The sequence below is a fragment of the Caballeronia sp. TF1N1 genome (genome assembly GCF_022878925.1).
Lineage (GTDB): Bacteria > Pseudomonadota > Gammaproteobacteria > Burkholderiales > Burkholderiaceae > Caballeronia.
The window spans coordinates 2,656,344-2,669,037 of the sequence record NZ_CP084626.1 but is presented as its reverse complement, the minus strand read 5'-3'; the positions used below and the strand labels follow the sequence as shown (position 1 = coordinate 2,669,037).

21 protein-coding genes are annotated in these 12,694 nt (G+C 59.3%); 20 read left to right on the top strand and 1 reads right to left on the bottom strand.

What is annotated here, in order from left to right:
- Positions 1-171 precede the first annotated feature (171 nt).
- The 20 genes from rplN (at position 172) to dsbD (ending at position 11,620) form a co-directional block, all read left to right on the top strand.
- Positions 172-540, top strand: coding sequence for a 50S ribosomal protein L14 (rplN, locus tag LDZ28_RS12490; RefSeq protein ID WP_006998478.1), 369 nt, complete (start codon positions 172-174; stop codon positions 538-540).
- Positions 541-549: 9 nt separating this feature from the next.
- The gene (gene rplX, locus LDZ28_RS12485; RefSeq protein ID WP_244826431.1) at positions 550-858 is read left to right on the top strand and encodes a 50S ribosomal protein L24; all 309 of its coding nucleotides are present in this window, start codon (positions 550-552) and stop codon (positions 856-858) included.
- Positions 859-872: 14 nt separating this feature from the next.
- Complete coding sequence (gene rplE / locus LDZ28_RS12480) at positions 873-1,412, top strand: 50S ribosomal protein L5 (protein WP_244826430.1); 540 nt, start codon at positions 873-875, stop codon at positions 1,410-1,412.
- 7 nt (positions 1,413-1,419) lie between these two features.
- A complete protein-coding gene (gene rpsN, locus LDZ28_RS12475; protein WP_244826429.1) occupies positions 1,420-1,725 on the top strand; it encodes a 30S ribosomal protein S14 in 306 nt (101 codons plus the stop codon).
- Positions 1,726-1,739: 14 nt separating this feature from the next.
- Positions 1,740-2,135, top strand: a complete 396-nt coding sequence (rpsH, locus tag LDZ28_RS12470) for a 30S ribosomal protein S8 (RefSeq protein WP_062638157.1) — start codon at positions 1,740-1,742, stop codon at positions 2,133-2,135.
- A 19-nt stretch (positions 2,136-2,154) separates the two neighbouring features.
- Positions 2,155-2,688 carry a 50S ribosomal protein L6 gene (rplF, locus tag LDZ28_RS12465; RefSeq protein WP_244826428.1) on the top strand — a complete coding sequence of 178 codons (534 nt, stop codon included), beginning with the start codon at positions 2,155-2,157 and terminating at the stop codon, positions 2,686-2,688.
- 12 nt (positions 2,689-2,700) lie between these two features.
- Positions 2,701-3,066: a 50S ribosomal protein L18 gene (gene rplR, locus LDZ28_RS12460; protein WP_035967614.1), complete on the top strand. Its 366-nt coding sequence runs from the start codon at positions 2,701-2,703 to the stop codon at positions 3,064-3,066.
- Positions 3,067-3,080: 14 nt separating this feature from the next.
- Complete coding sequence (rpsE, locus tag LDZ28_RS12455; RefSeq protein ID WP_244793886.1) at positions 3,081-3,599, top strand: 30S ribosomal protein S5; 519 nt, start codon at positions 3,081-3,083, stop codon at positions 3,597-3,599.
- Between the two features lie 14 nt (positions 3,600-3,613).
- On the top strand, positions 3,614-3,796 hold the full coding sequence (gene rpmD / locus LDZ28_RS12450) for a 50S ribosomal protein L30 (protein ID WP_016346466.1): 183 nt from the start codon (positions 3,614-3,616) through the stop codon (positions 3,794-3,796).
- A 30-nt stretch (positions 3,797-3,826) separates the two neighbouring features.
- The gene (gene rplO, locus LDZ28_RS12445; protein WP_244826427.1) at positions 3,827-4,261 is read left to right on the top strand and encodes a 50S ribosomal protein L15; all 435 of its coding nucleotides are present in this window, start codon (positions 3,827-3,829) and stop codon (positions 4,259-4,261) included.
- 41 nt (positions 4,262-4,302) lie between these two features.
- A complete protein-coding gene (secY, locus tag LDZ28_RS12440; protein ID WP_244826426.1) occupies positions 4,303-5,649 on the top strand; it encodes a preprotein translocase subunit SecY in 1,347 nt (448 codons plus the stop codon).
- 8 nt (positions 5,650-5,657) lie between these two features.
- Positions 5,658-5,876: a translation initiation factor IF-1 gene (gene infA, locus LDZ28_RS12435; RefSeq protein WP_004521905.1), complete on the top strand. Its 219-nt coding sequence runs from the start codon at positions 5,658-5,660 to the stop codon at positions 5,874-5,876.
- A 20-nt stretch (positions 5,877-5,896) separates the two neighbouring features.
- Entirely contained in the window at positions 5,897-6,013 is a 117-nt protein-coding gene (gene rpmJ, locus LDZ28_RS12430; RefSeq protein WP_004199844.1) for a 50S ribosomal protein L36, read from the top strand.
- A gap of 42 nt (positions 6,014-6,055) precedes the next feature.
- The gene (gene rpsM / locus LDZ28_RS12425) at positions 6,056-6,421 is read left to right on the top strand and encodes a 30S ribosomal protein S13 (RefSeq protein ID WP_061179113.1); all 366 of its coding nucleotides are present in this window, start codon (positions 6,056-6,058) and stop codon (positions 6,419-6,421) included.
- Positions 6,422-6,449: 28 nt separating this feature from the next.
- Complete coding sequence (gene rpsK / locus LDZ28_RS12420; protein ID WP_006052224.1) at positions 6,450-6,854, top strand: 30S ribosomal protein S11; 405 nt, start codon at positions 6,450-6,452, stop codon at positions 6,852-6,854.
- Between the two features lie 171 nt (positions 6,855-7,025).
- Positions 7,026-7,649, top strand: coding sequence for a 30S ribosomal protein S4 (gene rpsD / locus LDZ28_RS12415; RefSeq protein ID WP_244826425.1), 624 nt, complete (start codon positions 7,026-7,028; stop codon positions 7,647-7,649).
- 146 nt (positions 7,650-7,795) lie between these two features.
- Positions 7,796-8,773: a DNA-directed RNA polymerase subunit alpha gene (rpoA, locus tag LDZ28_RS12410; protein ID WP_244826424.1), complete on the top strand. Its 978-nt coding sequence runs from the start codon at positions 7,796-7,798 to the stop codon at positions 8,771-8,773.
- 138 nt (positions 8,774-8,911) lie between these two features.
- Complete coding sequence (rplQ, locus tag LDZ28_RS12405) at positions 8,912-9,307, top strand: 50S ribosomal protein L17 (protein ID WP_016346459.1); 396 nt, start codon at positions 8,912-8,914, stop codon at positions 9,305-9,307.
- A gap of 149 nt (positions 9,308-9,456) precedes the next feature.
- Positions 9,457-9,789: a divalent-cation tolerance protein CutA gene (gene cutA / locus LDZ28_RS12400; protein ID WP_244826423.1), complete on the top strand. Its 333-nt coding sequence runs from the start codon at positions 9,457-9,459 to the stop codon at positions 9,787-9,789.
- Positions 9,782-11,620, top strand: a complete 1,839-nt coding sequence (dsbD, locus tag LDZ28_RS12395; RefSeq protein ID WP_244826422.1) for a protein-disulfide reductase DsbD — start codon at positions 9,782-9,784, stop codon at positions 11,618-11,620. The genes cutA and dsbD overlap by 8 nt, the downstream gene beginning before the upstream one ends.
- 36 nt (positions 11,621-11,656) lie before the next feature.
- Here the strand turns inward: dsbD and hemB are convergent, their stop codons facing one another.
- Positions 11,657-12,655, bottom strand: coding sequence for a porphobilinogen synthase (hemB, locus tag LDZ28_RS12390; RefSeq protein ID WP_244826421.1), 999 nt, complete (start codon positions 12,653-12,655; stop codon positions 11,657-11,659).
- Between the last annotated feature and the right edge of the window lie 39 nt (positions 12,656-12,694).

Here is a 12,694-nt window from a genome sequence, read left to right as displayed (position 1 = left end):
GGGAAGCCGGTTCAGGCGCCAGCCTGAGTCGACAGATTCACCGGATTGCGATGGCGGGTTTCGTCTGCCCTCGCTGCCTGTTCTAACCCAAGCAGCCGATTGGCTGACGGGACCAAGACTGACCGGATGCGCCATGGTGGTGTGACCGGATTAAGTTGGGAAAGATAAACCATGATCCAGACCGAAACTCGGCTTGAAGTGGCCGACAACACGGGTGCGCGTGAAGTCATGTGCATCAAGGTGCTCGGCGGTTCGAAGCGTCGTTACGCTAGCATTGGCGACATCATCAAGGTGACCGTCAAGGAAGCGACGCCGCGCGGACGCGTAAAGAAGGGCGAAATTTATAACGCCGTGGTCGTTCGCACGGCCAAAGGCGTGCGTCGCCAGGATGGCTCGCTCATCAAGTTCGACGGCAATGCCGCCGTACTGTTGAACACGAAGCTCGAGCCGATCGGCACGCGTATTTTCGGGCCGGTGACGCGTGAACTGCGTAGCGAACGATTCATGAAGATCGTTTCGCTCGCGCCGGAAGTGCTGTAAGGAGTCGCGATGAACAAGATTCGCAAGGGTGACGAAGTTATCGTCACTACCGGCAAGGACAAAGGCAAGCGCGGTACCGTGCTGGTCGTTGCGGAAGAGCATGTCACGGTCGAGGGTATCAACCTCGTCAAGAAGCATGTGAAGCCGAACCCGATGAAGGGTACGACGGGCGGTGTGGAAGCCAAAACGATGCCGCTGCATATTTCGAACGTCGCATTGGTCGACGCGAATGGCAAGGCGTCGCGTGTGGGCATCAAGGTCGAAGATGGAAAGAAGGTTCGCTTCTTGAAGTCGACCGGCGCCACGCTTAACGCCTGACGCGGAGTTAAAAAATGGCTCGTCTGCAAGAAATTTACAAAGAAACGGTTGTGCCGCAACTGGTTGAAAAGTTCGGCTACAAGTCCATCATGGAAGTGCCGCGCATCACCAAGATCACCCTCAACATGGGTCTTGGCGAAGCGGTCGCTGACAAGAAGATTATCGAAAACGCCGTGGGCGACCTGACGAAGATCGCTGGCCAAAAGCCGGTTATCACGAAGGCGCGCAAGGCAATCGCGGGCTTCAAGATTCGTCAAGGCTACCCGATCGGCGCGATGGTTACGCTGCGCGGTCAAGCGATGTACGAATTCCTGGACCGCTTCGTGACGGTTGCGCTCCCCCGTGTGCGCGACTTCCGTGGCGTCTCGGGCCGTGCTTTCGACGGTCGTGGTAACTACAACATCGGTGTGAAAGAGCAGATCATTTTCCCCGAAATTGACTACGACAAGATCGACGCGCTGCGTGGGCTGAACATCAGCATCACGACCACCGCGAAGAGTGACGACGAAGCAAAGGCGCTGCTCGCCGGCTTCAAGTTCCCGTTCAGAAACTGAGGTTACCGTGGCTAAACTGGCACTGATCGAACGTGAAAAGAAGCGCGCACGCCTCGCAGCCAAGTACGCTCCGAAGCGTGCTGAGCTGAAGGCTGTGATCGACGACGCAAGCAAGTCGGACGAAGAACGCTATATCGCCCGTCTCGCGCTGCAACAATTGCCGCGTAACTCGAACCCCACTCGCAAGCGTAACCGCTGCGCGATCACGGGTCGTCCTCGCGGCACGTTCCGCAAGTTCGGACTCGCGCGTAGCAAGATCCGCGAAATCGCATTCCGCGGTGAAATCCCTGGCCTCACCAAGGCGAGCTGGTAATAGGAGAAACATAAATGAGCATGAGTGATCCTATCGCCGATATGCTGACTCGCATCCGCAATGCGCAGATGGTTGAGAAGGTTTCGGTGACTATGCCCTCGTCGAAAGTCAAGGTTGCGATTGCGCAGGTTTTGAAGGACGAAGGTTATATCGACGATTTCGCAGTGAAGGCTGAAGGTGCGAAGTCGGAATTGAACATCGCGTTGAAGTACTACGCTGGCCGTCCGGTTATCGAGCGCCTCGAGCGCGTCTCGAAGCCTGGTCTGCGCGTGTACCGCGGTCGCAACGACATTCCTCAGGTGATGAATGGCCTGGGCGTTGCAATCGTCTCGACGCCGAAGGGTGTGATGACTGACCGCAAGGCGCGCCAGACCGGCGTCGGTGGCGAAGTCATCTGCTACGTCGCTTAACGCCGAAGGGAGAAGAAACATGTCTCGAGTAGGTAAGAGCCCGATCGCGTTGCCGCAAGGCGCCGAAGTGGCCGTCAAGGGCGACGTCATCACCGTCAAGGGTCCGCTCGGCACGATTTCGCAAGCGGGCAATCCGCTGGTGAGCGTGGCGAACGACAACGGTACGTTGAATTTCGCGCCGGCTGACGAAAGCCGCGAAGCGAACGCGATGTCCGGCACGATGCGCGCCCTGGTGGCGAACATGGTGCATGGCGTCACCAAGGGTTTCGAACGCAAGCTGACGCTGGTTGGCGTCGGTTATCGTGCACAAGCGCAAGGCGACAAGCTGAATCTGTCGCTGGGTTTCTCGCACCCCGTGGTGCACCAGATGCCGGAAGGCGTCAAGGCTGAAACCCCGACGCAGACCGAAATCGTGATCAAGGGGATCGACAAGCAGAAAGTCGGCCAAGTCGCGGCGGAAGTTCGTGGCTATCGTCCGCCGGAGCCCTATAAGGGCAAGGGCGTGCGTTATGCCGACGAGGTCGTGATCCTCAAAGAAACGAAGAAGAAGTAAGGGTGCGCAATCATGGATAAGACTCAATCTCGCCTGCGCCGCGCTCGTCAGACGCGTATCAAGATCGCTGAGCTGCAGGTCGCGCGTCTCGCCGTGCATCGCACGAATACGCATATCTACGCGCAAGTGTTCTCGGCATGCGGCACGAAGGTGCTTGCAAGCGCCTCGACGCTGGAAGCCGAAGTGCGCGCTGAACTGGCTGACAAGTCGGGCAAGGGCGGCAACATCAACGCTGCAACCCTGATCGGCAAGCGTATTGCCGAGAAGGCGAAGGCTGCCGGCATCGAATCCGTCGCCTTTGACCGCTCGGGTTTCCGCTACCACGGCCGCGTGAAAGCGCTGGCTGATGCCGCGCGCGAAGCCGGGCTCAAGTTCTAAGGGAAGAATTCGTCATGGCAAAGATGCAAGCGAAAGTTCAGGCTGACGAACGCGACGACGGCCTGCGCGAAAAGATGATTTCGGTCAACCGCGTGACCAAGGTCGTAAAGGGTGGCCGGATTCTCGGTTTTGCCGCACTGACCGTGGTTGGCGACGGTGATGGCCGCGTCGGCATGGGCAAGGGCAAAGCGAAGGAAGTTCCGGTCGCCGTTCAAAAGGCAATGGAGCAAGCCCGCCGCAACATGTTCAAGGTGCCGCTCAAGAACGGTACGTTGCAACACGAAGTGCACGGTAAGCATGGCGCTTCCGCAGTCCTCCTCGCTCCGGCGAAGGACGGTACTGGCGTGATCGCAGGCGGCCCGATGCGCGCAGTGTTCGACGTGATGGGCGTGCAGAACGTGGTGGCCAAGAGCCACGGTTCGACGAACCCGTACAATCTCGTTCGTGCAACGCTCGACGGTCTGCGTAAGCAGTCCACGCCGGGCGACATCGCGGCGAAGCGCGGCAAGTCCGTCGAAGATATTTTGGGCTAAGCCTCGAGGTCATCATGTCTGAGAAAACTGTCAAGATTCAGCTCGTCAAGAGCCTGATCGGGACCCGCGAAACGCACCGCGCTACGGTGCGTGGCCTCGGCCTGCGTCGCCTCAACTCGGTGAGCGAGCTGCAGGACACGCCGGCAGTGCGCGGGATGATCAACAAGGTTTCGTACCTCGTTAAGGTCATCGGCTAAGGCCGCCGACTAGGATCCAAGGAGTTGAACATGGAATTGAATAACCTGAAACCGGCAGAAGGCGCGAAGCACGCTAAGCGTCGCGTCGGTCGCGGCATCGGTTCGGGCCTCGGCAAGACTGCAGGTCGCGGCCACAAGGGTCAGAAATCGCGTTCGGGCGGCTTTCACAAAGTCGGCTTCGAAGGCGGTCAGATGCCTCTGCAGCGTCGTCTGCCGAAGCGCGGCTTCACTTCGCTGACGAAGGAATTCGTCGGTCAAGTGCGCCTGGCTGATCTCGAGAAGCTGCCGGTCGACGAAATCGATCTGTTGGCTTTGAAGCAAGCGGGTCTGGTCGGCGAGCTCATCAAGAGCGCGAAGATCATCAAGACCGGCGAGATCACCCGCAAGGTCACGGTGAAGGGTCTGACGGCAACGAAGGGCGCCCGTGCAGCAATCGAAGCCGCTGGCGGCTCGTTCGCCGAGTAACGCGATTTCGCCGTTACTAGCACTAGCATCGGAGAAGGTTCTTGGCTAACAGCCCGAGTCTCGCAAAACCCGGTCGAAGCGCGGCGAAATTTGGCGATCTGCGTCGGCGTGCAGTGTTCCTGCTGCTGGCGTTGGTTGTCTACCGCATTGGTGCGCATATTCCGGTTCCCGGCATCGATCCGGATCAGCTGGCGAAGTTGTTCCAAAGCCAGTCGGGCGGCATCCTTGGCATGTTCAACATGTTCTCGGGTGGCGCGCTGTCACGATTCACGATTTTCGCGTTGGGCATCATGCCCTACATTTCGGCCTCGATCATCATGCAGTTGTTGTCGATCGTGTCGCCGCAAATGGAGGCGTTGAAAAAGGAAGGACAGGCAGGTCAACGAAAGATCACGCAGTACACGCGGATCTTCACGGTGGTTCTGGCAACCTTTCAGGCTTTCGGTATCGCGGTGGCGCTGGAAAATCAGCCCGGCCTGGTACTGGATCCCGGCATGGTGTTCCGGCTGACGACGGTGGTCACGCTGGTGACGGGCACGATGTTCCTGATGTGGCTTGGTGAGCAGATCACGGAGCGCGGTCTCGGCAACGGCATCTCGATCATCATTTTCGGTGGTATCGCGGCAGGCTTTCCGAATGCAATCGGCGGTCTGTTCGAGCTGGTTCGCACCGGTTCGATGAGCATCATCTCGGCGATCATCATCGTCGCGTTGATCGCGGCGGTTACGTATCTGGTCGTGTTCATCGAACGCGGTCAGCGCAAGATCCTCGTGAATTATGCGAAGCGCCAGGTCGGTAACAAGATTTACGGTGGACAGTCGTCACATCTGCCGCTGAAGCTGAACATGTCGGGTGTGATTCCGCCGATCTTCGCGTCGTCGATCATTCTCTTCCCGGCAACCATCCTGAACGGGTTCAGTTCGGGAGCGCGTACCGGCTGGTTCGCGAACACGCTGCACAGCGTGGCTGAAGCCCTCAAGCCCGGTCAACCTGTGTACGTGCTGCTGTATGCGTTGGCTATCGTGTTCTTCTGCTTCTTCTACACCGCGTTGGTGTTCAACAGCAGGGAAACCGCCGACAACTTGAAGAAGAGCGGTGCGTTCGTTCCGGGTATTCGTCCGGGCGATCAGACTGCACGGTACATCGACCGCATCCTCACGCGTCTGACGCTGGCCGGTGCGATCTACATCGTGTTTGTGTGCCTGTTGCCTGAGTTTCTGGTGTTGCGTTGGAACGTGCCGTTTTATTTTGGTGGAACGTCGCTGCTGATCATTGTCGTCGTCACGATGGACTTCATGGCTCAGGTGCAGTCGTACGTTATGTCGCAACAATATGAATCGCTGCTCAAGAAGGCAAACTTCAAGGGCGGCAACGTCCCGATGCGCTAGTTAGGACTATGGCCAAAGACGATGTAATCCAGATGCAGGGTGAGGTCATTGAAAACCTCCCCAACGCTACTTTCCGGGTGAAATTGGAAAATGGCCATGTCGTCCTGGGACACATATCCGGAAAGATGCGGATGCACTACATCCGTATCCTACCGGGCGACAAGGTTACGGTTGAATTGACGCCTTACGATCTGTCTCGTGCACGGATCGTGTTCCGGGCGAAGTGATTTGAAAAAAGGGTAATATCATGAAAGTGATGGCATCGGTTAAGCGCATTTGCCGCAATTGCAAGATCATTAAGCGCAAGGGCGTTGTGCGCGTGATTTGCAGCTCTGATCCGCGCCACAAACAGCGTCAAGGCTGAACGCCGCGCTTTTTGCTTGCGCTTTTTGTTTGAGGAAAAACAATGGCTCGTATCGCAGGGGTTAACATCCCGAATCACCAGCATACCGAGATTGGCCTGACGGCAATCTTCGGCATTGGTCGCACGCGTTCCCGCGGCATTTGCAGTGCTGCTGGTGTGGAATTTTCGAAGAAGGTCAAGGACCTCACCGACGCAGACCTCGAAAAGCTGCGTGACGAAGTGGGCAAGTTCATCGTCGAAGGCGATCTGCGCCGTGAAGTGACGATGAACATCAAGCGCCTGATGGACTTGGGTTGCTACCGCGGCATGCGTCATCGCAAGGGTCTGCCCCTGCGTGGCCAGCGCACGCGCACCAACGCCCGTACTCGCAAGGGTCCGCGTCGTGCAGCGCAATCGCTGAAGAAGTAAGCGGAACTGACAGTTACAGGAAAACGTAATGGCTAAGGCTTCGAACAACTCCGCGGCGCAACGCGTTCGCAAGAAGGTCAAGAAGAACGTCGCCGAGGGCGTGGTTCACGTTCACGCGTCGTTCAACAACACCATTATCACGATCACCGATCGTCAAGGTAACGCGCTGGCATGGGCGACCTCGGGCGGCCAGGGTTTCAAGGGCTCGCGTAAGTCGACGCCTTTCGCAGCTCAGGTTGCAGCAGAATCGGCTGGCCGCGTGGCAATGGAATACGGCGTGAAGAACCTCGAAGTGCGGATCAAGGGCCCCGGCCCTGGCCGTGAGTCGGCGGTGCGCGCGCTGCATGGTCTTGGCATCAAGATCACCGCGATCTCCGACGTGACGCCGGTCCCGCACAACGGCTGCCGTCCGCCGAAGCGTCGTCGTATCTAACGTCGCGCATCAGTTGATTCGCGACCGCATGTTTCCTGTCGATGCGAAAGCGTCGGCGGGCTTCGTGCGTTATGCATCTGCTTCGCGCATTTCACTAAGCCCACCGTTCGGCCTATAGGGTTCGAACTAGCGCAGACGAAAGTTTGCGTGATCAATTTTTAAGGATTCAAAGTGGCACGCTATACCGGTCCCAAAGCCAAGCTGTCCCGCCGTGAAGGCACCGATCTGTTCCTGAAGAGCGCACGCCGCTCGCTCGCCGACAAGTGCAAGCTCGACAGCAAGCCTGGTCAACATGGCCGCATTTCGGGCGCACGTACGTCCGACTACGGCACTCAGTTGCGCGAAAAGCAAAAAGTGAAGCGTATCTATGGCGTGCTCGAGCGTCAGTTCCGCCGCTACTTCGCTGAAGCCGACCGCCGCAAGGGTCCGACGGGCGAGAACCTGCTGCAATTGCTCGAATCGCGCCTGGACAACGTCGTTTATCGCATGGGCTTCGGCTCGACGCGCGCTGAAGCACGTCAGCTCGTGAGCCACAAGTCGATCGTCGTGAACGGCCAAGTCGCGAATATCCCGTCGCTGCAAGTGAAATCGGGCGACGTCATCTCCGTGCGTGAGCAGTCGCGCAAGCAGGCTCGTATCGTCGAAGCGCTGTCGCTCGCCGAGCAAGGCGGTATGCCGAGCTGGGTGTCGGTCGACGCCAAGAAGTTCGAAGGAACGTTCAAGTCGATGCCGGAACGCAGCGATATCGCTGGCGACATCAACGAAAGCCTGATCGTCGAATTGTATTCGCGTTAATCGCGCGGTTAATCGCGCGGTAACCGGATTGGCAGCCGGGGACCCTGATTGCCGGTGGCAAGAGGGCGGCCTCGGCTGTTTTTTTCAGGTTGTTACCGGTCAGCCTTATCGGTGTAACGAGCCGAGGGTATTGAAAAGGAAAACCTATGCAAACCAGTTTGTTGAAGCCCAAGATCATTGCAGTTGAATCGCTTGGCGAGAGCCATGCGAAAGTGGTTATGGAGCCGTTCGAACGCGGCTATGGCCACACCTTGGGCAACGCGCTTCGGCGCGTGCTGTTGTCGTCGATGGTGGGCTACGCGCCGACCGAAGTGACGATCGCAGGCGTAGTGCACGAATACTCGACGCTCGACGGTGTGCAAGAGGATGTGGTCAACCTGCTGTTGAACCTGAAGGGCGTCGTCTTCAAGCTGCATAACCGCGACGAAGTCACGGTGACGCTGCGCAAGGAAGGCGAAGGCCTCGTCACGGCTGGCGATATCGAACTCGCGCATGATTGCGAGGTCATCAATCCCGGTCACGTGATTGCCCACCTCTCGAAGGGCGGCAAGCTCGACGTCCAGATCAAGATTGAAAAGGGCCGTGGCTACGTGCCGGGCAACGTGCGTCGTTATGGCGAGGAATCGGCCAAGATCATCGGTCGTATCGTGCTTGACGCGTCGTTCTCGCCGGTTCGCCGCGTGAGCTATGCCGTGGAAAGCGCGCGTGTCGAACAGCGTACCGACCTCGACAAGCTCGTGATGAACATCGAAACCAACGGCGTGATCTCGCCGGAGGAAGCGATCCGTCAATCGGCGCGTATTCTGGTCGATCAGTTGTCGGTCTTCGCAGCGCTGGAAGGCACGGAAGCGGCAGCGGAAGCGCCGTCGCGTGCGCCGCAGATCGATCCGATCCTGCTGCGCCCGGTGGATGACCTGGAACTCACGGTTCGCTCGGCGAACTGTCTGAAGGCCGAGAACATCTACTACATCGGCGATCTTATCCAGCGTACGGAAAACGAACTGCTGAAGACGCCGAATCTGGGCCGCAAGTCGCTGAACGAAATCAAGGAAGTCTTGGCTTCGCGCGGTCTGACGCTCGGCATGAAGCTCGAAAACTGGCCGCCGGCTGGTCTCGACAAGTAAGCGCAAGAGTCAATCGCGTTACTGGCAAAGACGCGGATTTTGCTTTAAAATCCGCGTCTTGCTTTTTCTTCGACCGGCCCGTGCGCCACTTTAGAGCGCAATAGAAGAGCTGGATCAAAACTCGTTTAAGGAACTGAAATGCGCCATAAGCATGGTTTGCGGAAACTGAACCGCACGAGCAGCCACCGTCTGGCAATGCTCCGTAATATGTCGAACTCGCTGATCGAGCACGAAGTCATCAAGACGACGCTGCCGAAAGCCAAGGAACTGCGCAAGGTCGTCGAGCCCCTCATCACGCTCGGCAAGAAGCCGTCGCTGGCAAATCGTCGTCTGGCTTTCAATCGCCTGCGCGATCGTGACTCCGTCGCAAAGCTGTTCGACGTCCTCGGCCCGCGTTACGCAAGCCGTCCGGGTGGCTACCTCAGCATCCTGAAGTTTGGTTTCCGAGTTGGCGACAACGCACCGATGGCGCTGGTTCAACTGATGGACCGCCCGGAAGTCGAAGAAACCGAAGAAGTTCAGGAAGCTGAATAAATTCGGTTGGTGGTGAACGAAAAGGTCAAGCGTAGCTTGGCCTTTTTGCATTGTGGGCTTCGGAGTCGTTGCGGTCGTCGAAGTGAGCGGAGTGCTACGATAAGGCCCGATCCACAAGTCTCACGTGCCGCGCCGCACCGGAGCCCGAAGTGAATGTCCCTGTCGTCCTTATGCTGACCACCGTTCCCGATGCACACGCTGCCGACACGTTGGCGCAAGCGGTGCTCGAGGCGCGCCTGGCTGCGTGCGTGACGAGACTCGGCGAAGTGCAATCGCAATATCACTGGAAGGGCGCACTGGAGACATCGCGGGAAGTGCAGTTGCTCTTCAAGACGAGCCTTGCGTGCAGCGCCGAATTGCAGCGCTTCGTCGCGGCGGCGCATCCTTATGAAACGCCCGAAACTCTTGTCTGGCAGGCCGATGCATCGCCGGGATATGGACAATGGGTCAATGCAGAAACGCAGCGTCCTCTTCATGTTTGATCTTCCTCGTCTCGTTTTGCGTTGGCTGATGATGGCCGCGACGCTCGCCTTTCTGCCTTTGGCGATAAACGCCGCGCACGCCGCGGACGACTTCCTCGATCCCGCCGTCGCCTTCAAGTTCAGTGCGTCCGAACAGCCGGGTGAAGTGGACGTGCGTTATAAGATCGCCGACGGCTACTACATGTATCGCGAGCGCTTTGCCTTCGCGGTCAAAAGCGGCGAGGCAATTATCGGCGCGGCGCAACTGCCCGCCGGCAAGGTTCATTTCGACCAGACATTCAACAAGGACGTCGAAACCTATCGCGGCGAACTACTCATCCGCATCCCGGTGACTCAGGCAAAGGGGCCGTTCGAGCTATCGGTTACGTCGCAAGGTTGCGCGGATCAGGGCATCTGCTATCCGCCGATGGAGCGCGTTTATCGCGTCAAGGGCGACGCGTTGCAAGCTGCGGGTGCCGGTTCTGCGACGTCTCCAGCGACAAACACTGCGTCGTCCCAATCCTGGTTCGAACGCGCGACGAGCGCCGACTACGCGCAGTCGATGCTCGAAGGCGGCGGCTTCTTCGCTGTGGTCGGCTTGTACTTTCTGGCGGGCATGGTGTTGAGCTTGTTGCCTTGCTCGTATCCGATGATCCCGATTCTTTCCGCGATCATCGTCGGCGAAGGTGCGCGCGTCACGCGCACGCGTGGCTTTGCGCTGTCGGTGTCCTACGTCGTCGGCATGGCGCTTGTCTATACCGCGCTTGGGATTGCCGCGGCGCTCGTCGGTCAGAGCCTCGGCGCGTGGCTGCAAAACCCGTGGGTGCTGGGCGCGTTCGGCATCCTGCTCGCGGTTTTCGCGATCGCGCTGATCTCGGGAGTCGATATCGCGTTGCCGGAGCGCTGGCAAAGCGGCGTCAACGAGGCGTCTCAGAAACGCGGCGGCGGTAAGTTCGCGGCGGTCGCCGTGATGGGCGCCTTGTCGGCGCTCGTCGTCGGCGCGTGCATGACCGCGCCGCTTTTCGCCGTGCTCGCGTTTGTCGCGCACACGGGCAACGCCGTGCTCGGCGGGGCCGCGCTGTTCGCCATGGGTATCGGGCTTGGTGTGCCGTTGCTGATCATCGGTCTCGGCGCGGGGTCGGTGCTGCCGCGAGCGGGCGCCTGGATGGACGGCGTAAAGGTGTTTTTCGGCGTCGCGTTGCTTGCGGCCGCTTTGTGGATCGTGTGGCCAGTCATCGGTGGCATCGCGCAAATGTTGCTCGCCGCGCTTTGGCTGCTGGTCGCGGCGGCATCGCTCGGCCTATTTGCTTCGGGCGCGATCGCGCCGGTCAACGTCTGGAAGCGGCTGGGGCGCGGCCTGGGCGCCGCGTTTGCCATCTGGGCGGCGGCGTTGCTGGTCGGTCTTGCGGCGGGATCGACGGATGCGTTGCGCCCGCTAGCCGTACTAGCCGCGCGCGGCGGCAGCAATGCAGGCGCGACGGCACGAGCATCGGGGCCGATCTTCGCGCCGGTCAAGTCATCGACGGAACTGGATTCGGCGGTGAAATCGGCGGCACGTCCCGCCATGCTCGACTTTTACGCCGACTGGTGCGTGTCCTGCAAGGAAATGGAGAACCTGACTTTCTCCGACGCCCGCGTTCAGGCGCGTCTCGCGCAACTCAATCTGTTGCGTGCGGACGTGACCGCGAACAACACCGATGATCAGACCTTGCTCAAGCGCTTCAAGCTGTTCGGCCCGCCCGGCATCATCTTTTTCGATGCGCAAGGCAACGAGGTCGCGCGCGTGGTTGGCTATGAATCCGCGGATACGTTTTTGAAAAGCCTCGATAAAGTCAATCCGGCGAACGGATGACGAAGGGCGATGCATTGCGCACCGCCCTGAAACGACTTACTTCGACGCCCGCAAAATCTTCGCGGCATCCAGCGCGAAATAGGTCAAGACGCCATCCGCGCCCGCGCGTTTGAACGCGAGCAGCGCTTCCATCATCGTCTTGTCGTGATCGAGCCAGCCGTTTTGCGCGGCGGCCTTGATCATCGCGTACTCGCCGCTCACCTGATAGGCGTACGTCGGAAAGCGGAACTCGTCCTTCACGCGCCGCACGATGTCGAGATACGGCATGCCGGGCTTGACCATCACCATGTCCGCGCCTTCCTCGATGTCCATGCGCACTTCGCGCATCGCTTCATCAGAGTTCGCCGGGTCCATTTGATACGTCATCTTGTTGCCCTTGCCGAGATTCGCGGCGGAGCCGACGGCATCGCGGAACGGGCCGTAGAACGCCGACGCGAATTTCGCCGCGTAAGCCATGATGCGCGTGTGGATGTGGCCGTCGCTTTCCAGCATCTCGCGAATGGCGCCGATGCGCCCGTCCATCATGTCCGACGGCGCCACGATATCCACGCCTGCTTCTGCCTGGGTGCGCGCCTGATCGACGAGAATCTCGCTCGTCTCGTCGTTCTTCACGTAGCCTTCTTCGTCGAGCACGCCGTCCTGGCCGTGACTCGTGTACGGGTCGAGCGCGACATCGGTGAGCACGCCGAGCGTCGGGAAGTTCTTCTTCAGTTCGCGCACGGCACGCGGAATCAGACCTTCGGGATTGATCGCCTCGCGTCCATCCGGTGTTTTCAGCGACGGCTCGATTGCCGGAAAGAGCGAGATCACGGGCACGCCCAGTTCGACGCACTGCTCGGCCACGCTCATCAACAAGTCGACGGACGTGCGCTCGACGCCGGGCATCGACGGCACGGCATGCCGCACGTTGGTGCCTTCGACGATGAACACGGGATAAATTAGATCGTTCGTGGTGAGGATGTTCTCGCGCATCAGACGGCGTGAGAAATCATCGCGGCGCATGCGGCGCGGGCGATGATGGGGATAGAAACTCATGACTTGGCTCGGTTTGAAGTGCTTCGGGGACGAGGATGA

Excerpts from the sequence above, each read along its gene's own strand:
- rplN (WP_006998478.1), top strand. The coding sequence starts at position 172 with ATGATCCAGACCGAAACTCGGCTTGAAGTGGCCGACAACACGGGTGCG.
- rplX (WP_244826431.1), top strand. The coding sequence starts at position 550 with ATGAACAAGATTCGCAAGGGTGACGAAGTTATCGTCACTACCGGCAAG.
- rplE (WP_244826430.1), top strand. The coding sequence starts at position 873 with ATGGCTCGTCTGCAAGAAATTTACAAAGAAACGGTTGTGCCGCAACTG.
- rpsH (WP_062638157.1), top strand. The coding sequence starts at position 1,740 with ATGAGCATGAGTGATCCTATCGCCGATATGCTGACTCGCATCCGCAAT.
- rplF (WP_244826428.1), top strand. The coding sequence starts at position 2,155 with ATGTCTCGAGTAGGTAAGAGCCCGATCGCGTTGCCGCAAGGCGCCGAA.
- rplR (WP_035967614.1), top strand. The coding sequence starts at position 2,701 with ATGGATAAGACTCAATCTCGCCTGCGCCGCGCTCGTCAGACGCGTATC.
- rpsE (WP_244793886.1), top strand. The coding sequence starts at position 3,081 with ATGGCAAAGATGCAAGCGAAAGTTCAGGCTGACGAACGCGACGACGGC.
- rpmD (WP_016346466.1), top strand. The coding sequence starts at position 3,614 with ATGTCTGAGAAAACTGTCAAGATTCAGCTCGTCAAGAGCCTGATCGGG.
- rplO (WP_244826427.1), top strand. The coding sequence starts at position 3,827 with ATGGAATTGAATAACCTGAAACCGGCAGAAGGCGCGAAGCACGCTAAG.
- infA (WP_004521905.1), top strand. The coding sequence starts at position 5,658 with ATGGCCAAAGACGATGTAATCCAGATGCAGGGTGAGGTCATTGAAAAC.
- rpmJ (WP_004199844.1), top strand. The coding sequence starts at position 5,897 with ATGAAAGTGATGGCATCGGTTAAGCGCATTTGCCGCAATTGCAAGATC.
- rpsM (WP_061179113.1), top strand. The coding sequence starts at position 6,056 with ATGGCTCGTATCGCAGGGGTTAACATCCCGAATCACCAGCATACCGAG.
- rpsK (WP_006052224.1), top strand. The coding sequence starts at position 6,450 with ATGGCTAAGGCTTCGAACAACTCCGCGGCGCAACGCGTTCGCAAGAAG.
- rpoA (WP_244826424.1), top strand. The coding sequence starts at position 7,796 with ATGCAAACCAGTTTGTTGAAGCCCAAGATCATTGCAGTTGAATCGCTT.
- rplQ (WP_016346459.1), top strand. The coding sequence starts at position 8,912 with ATGCGCCATAAGCATGGTTTGCGGAAACTGAACCGCACGAGCAGCCAC.
- dsbD (WP_244826422.1), top strand. The coding sequence starts at position 9,782 with ATGTTTGATCTTCCTCGTCTCGTTTTGCGTTGGCTGATGATGGCCGCG.
- hemB (WP_244826421.1), bottom strand. The coding sequence starts at position 12,655 with ATGAGTTTCTATCCCCATCATCGCCCGCGCCGCATGCGCCGCGATGAT.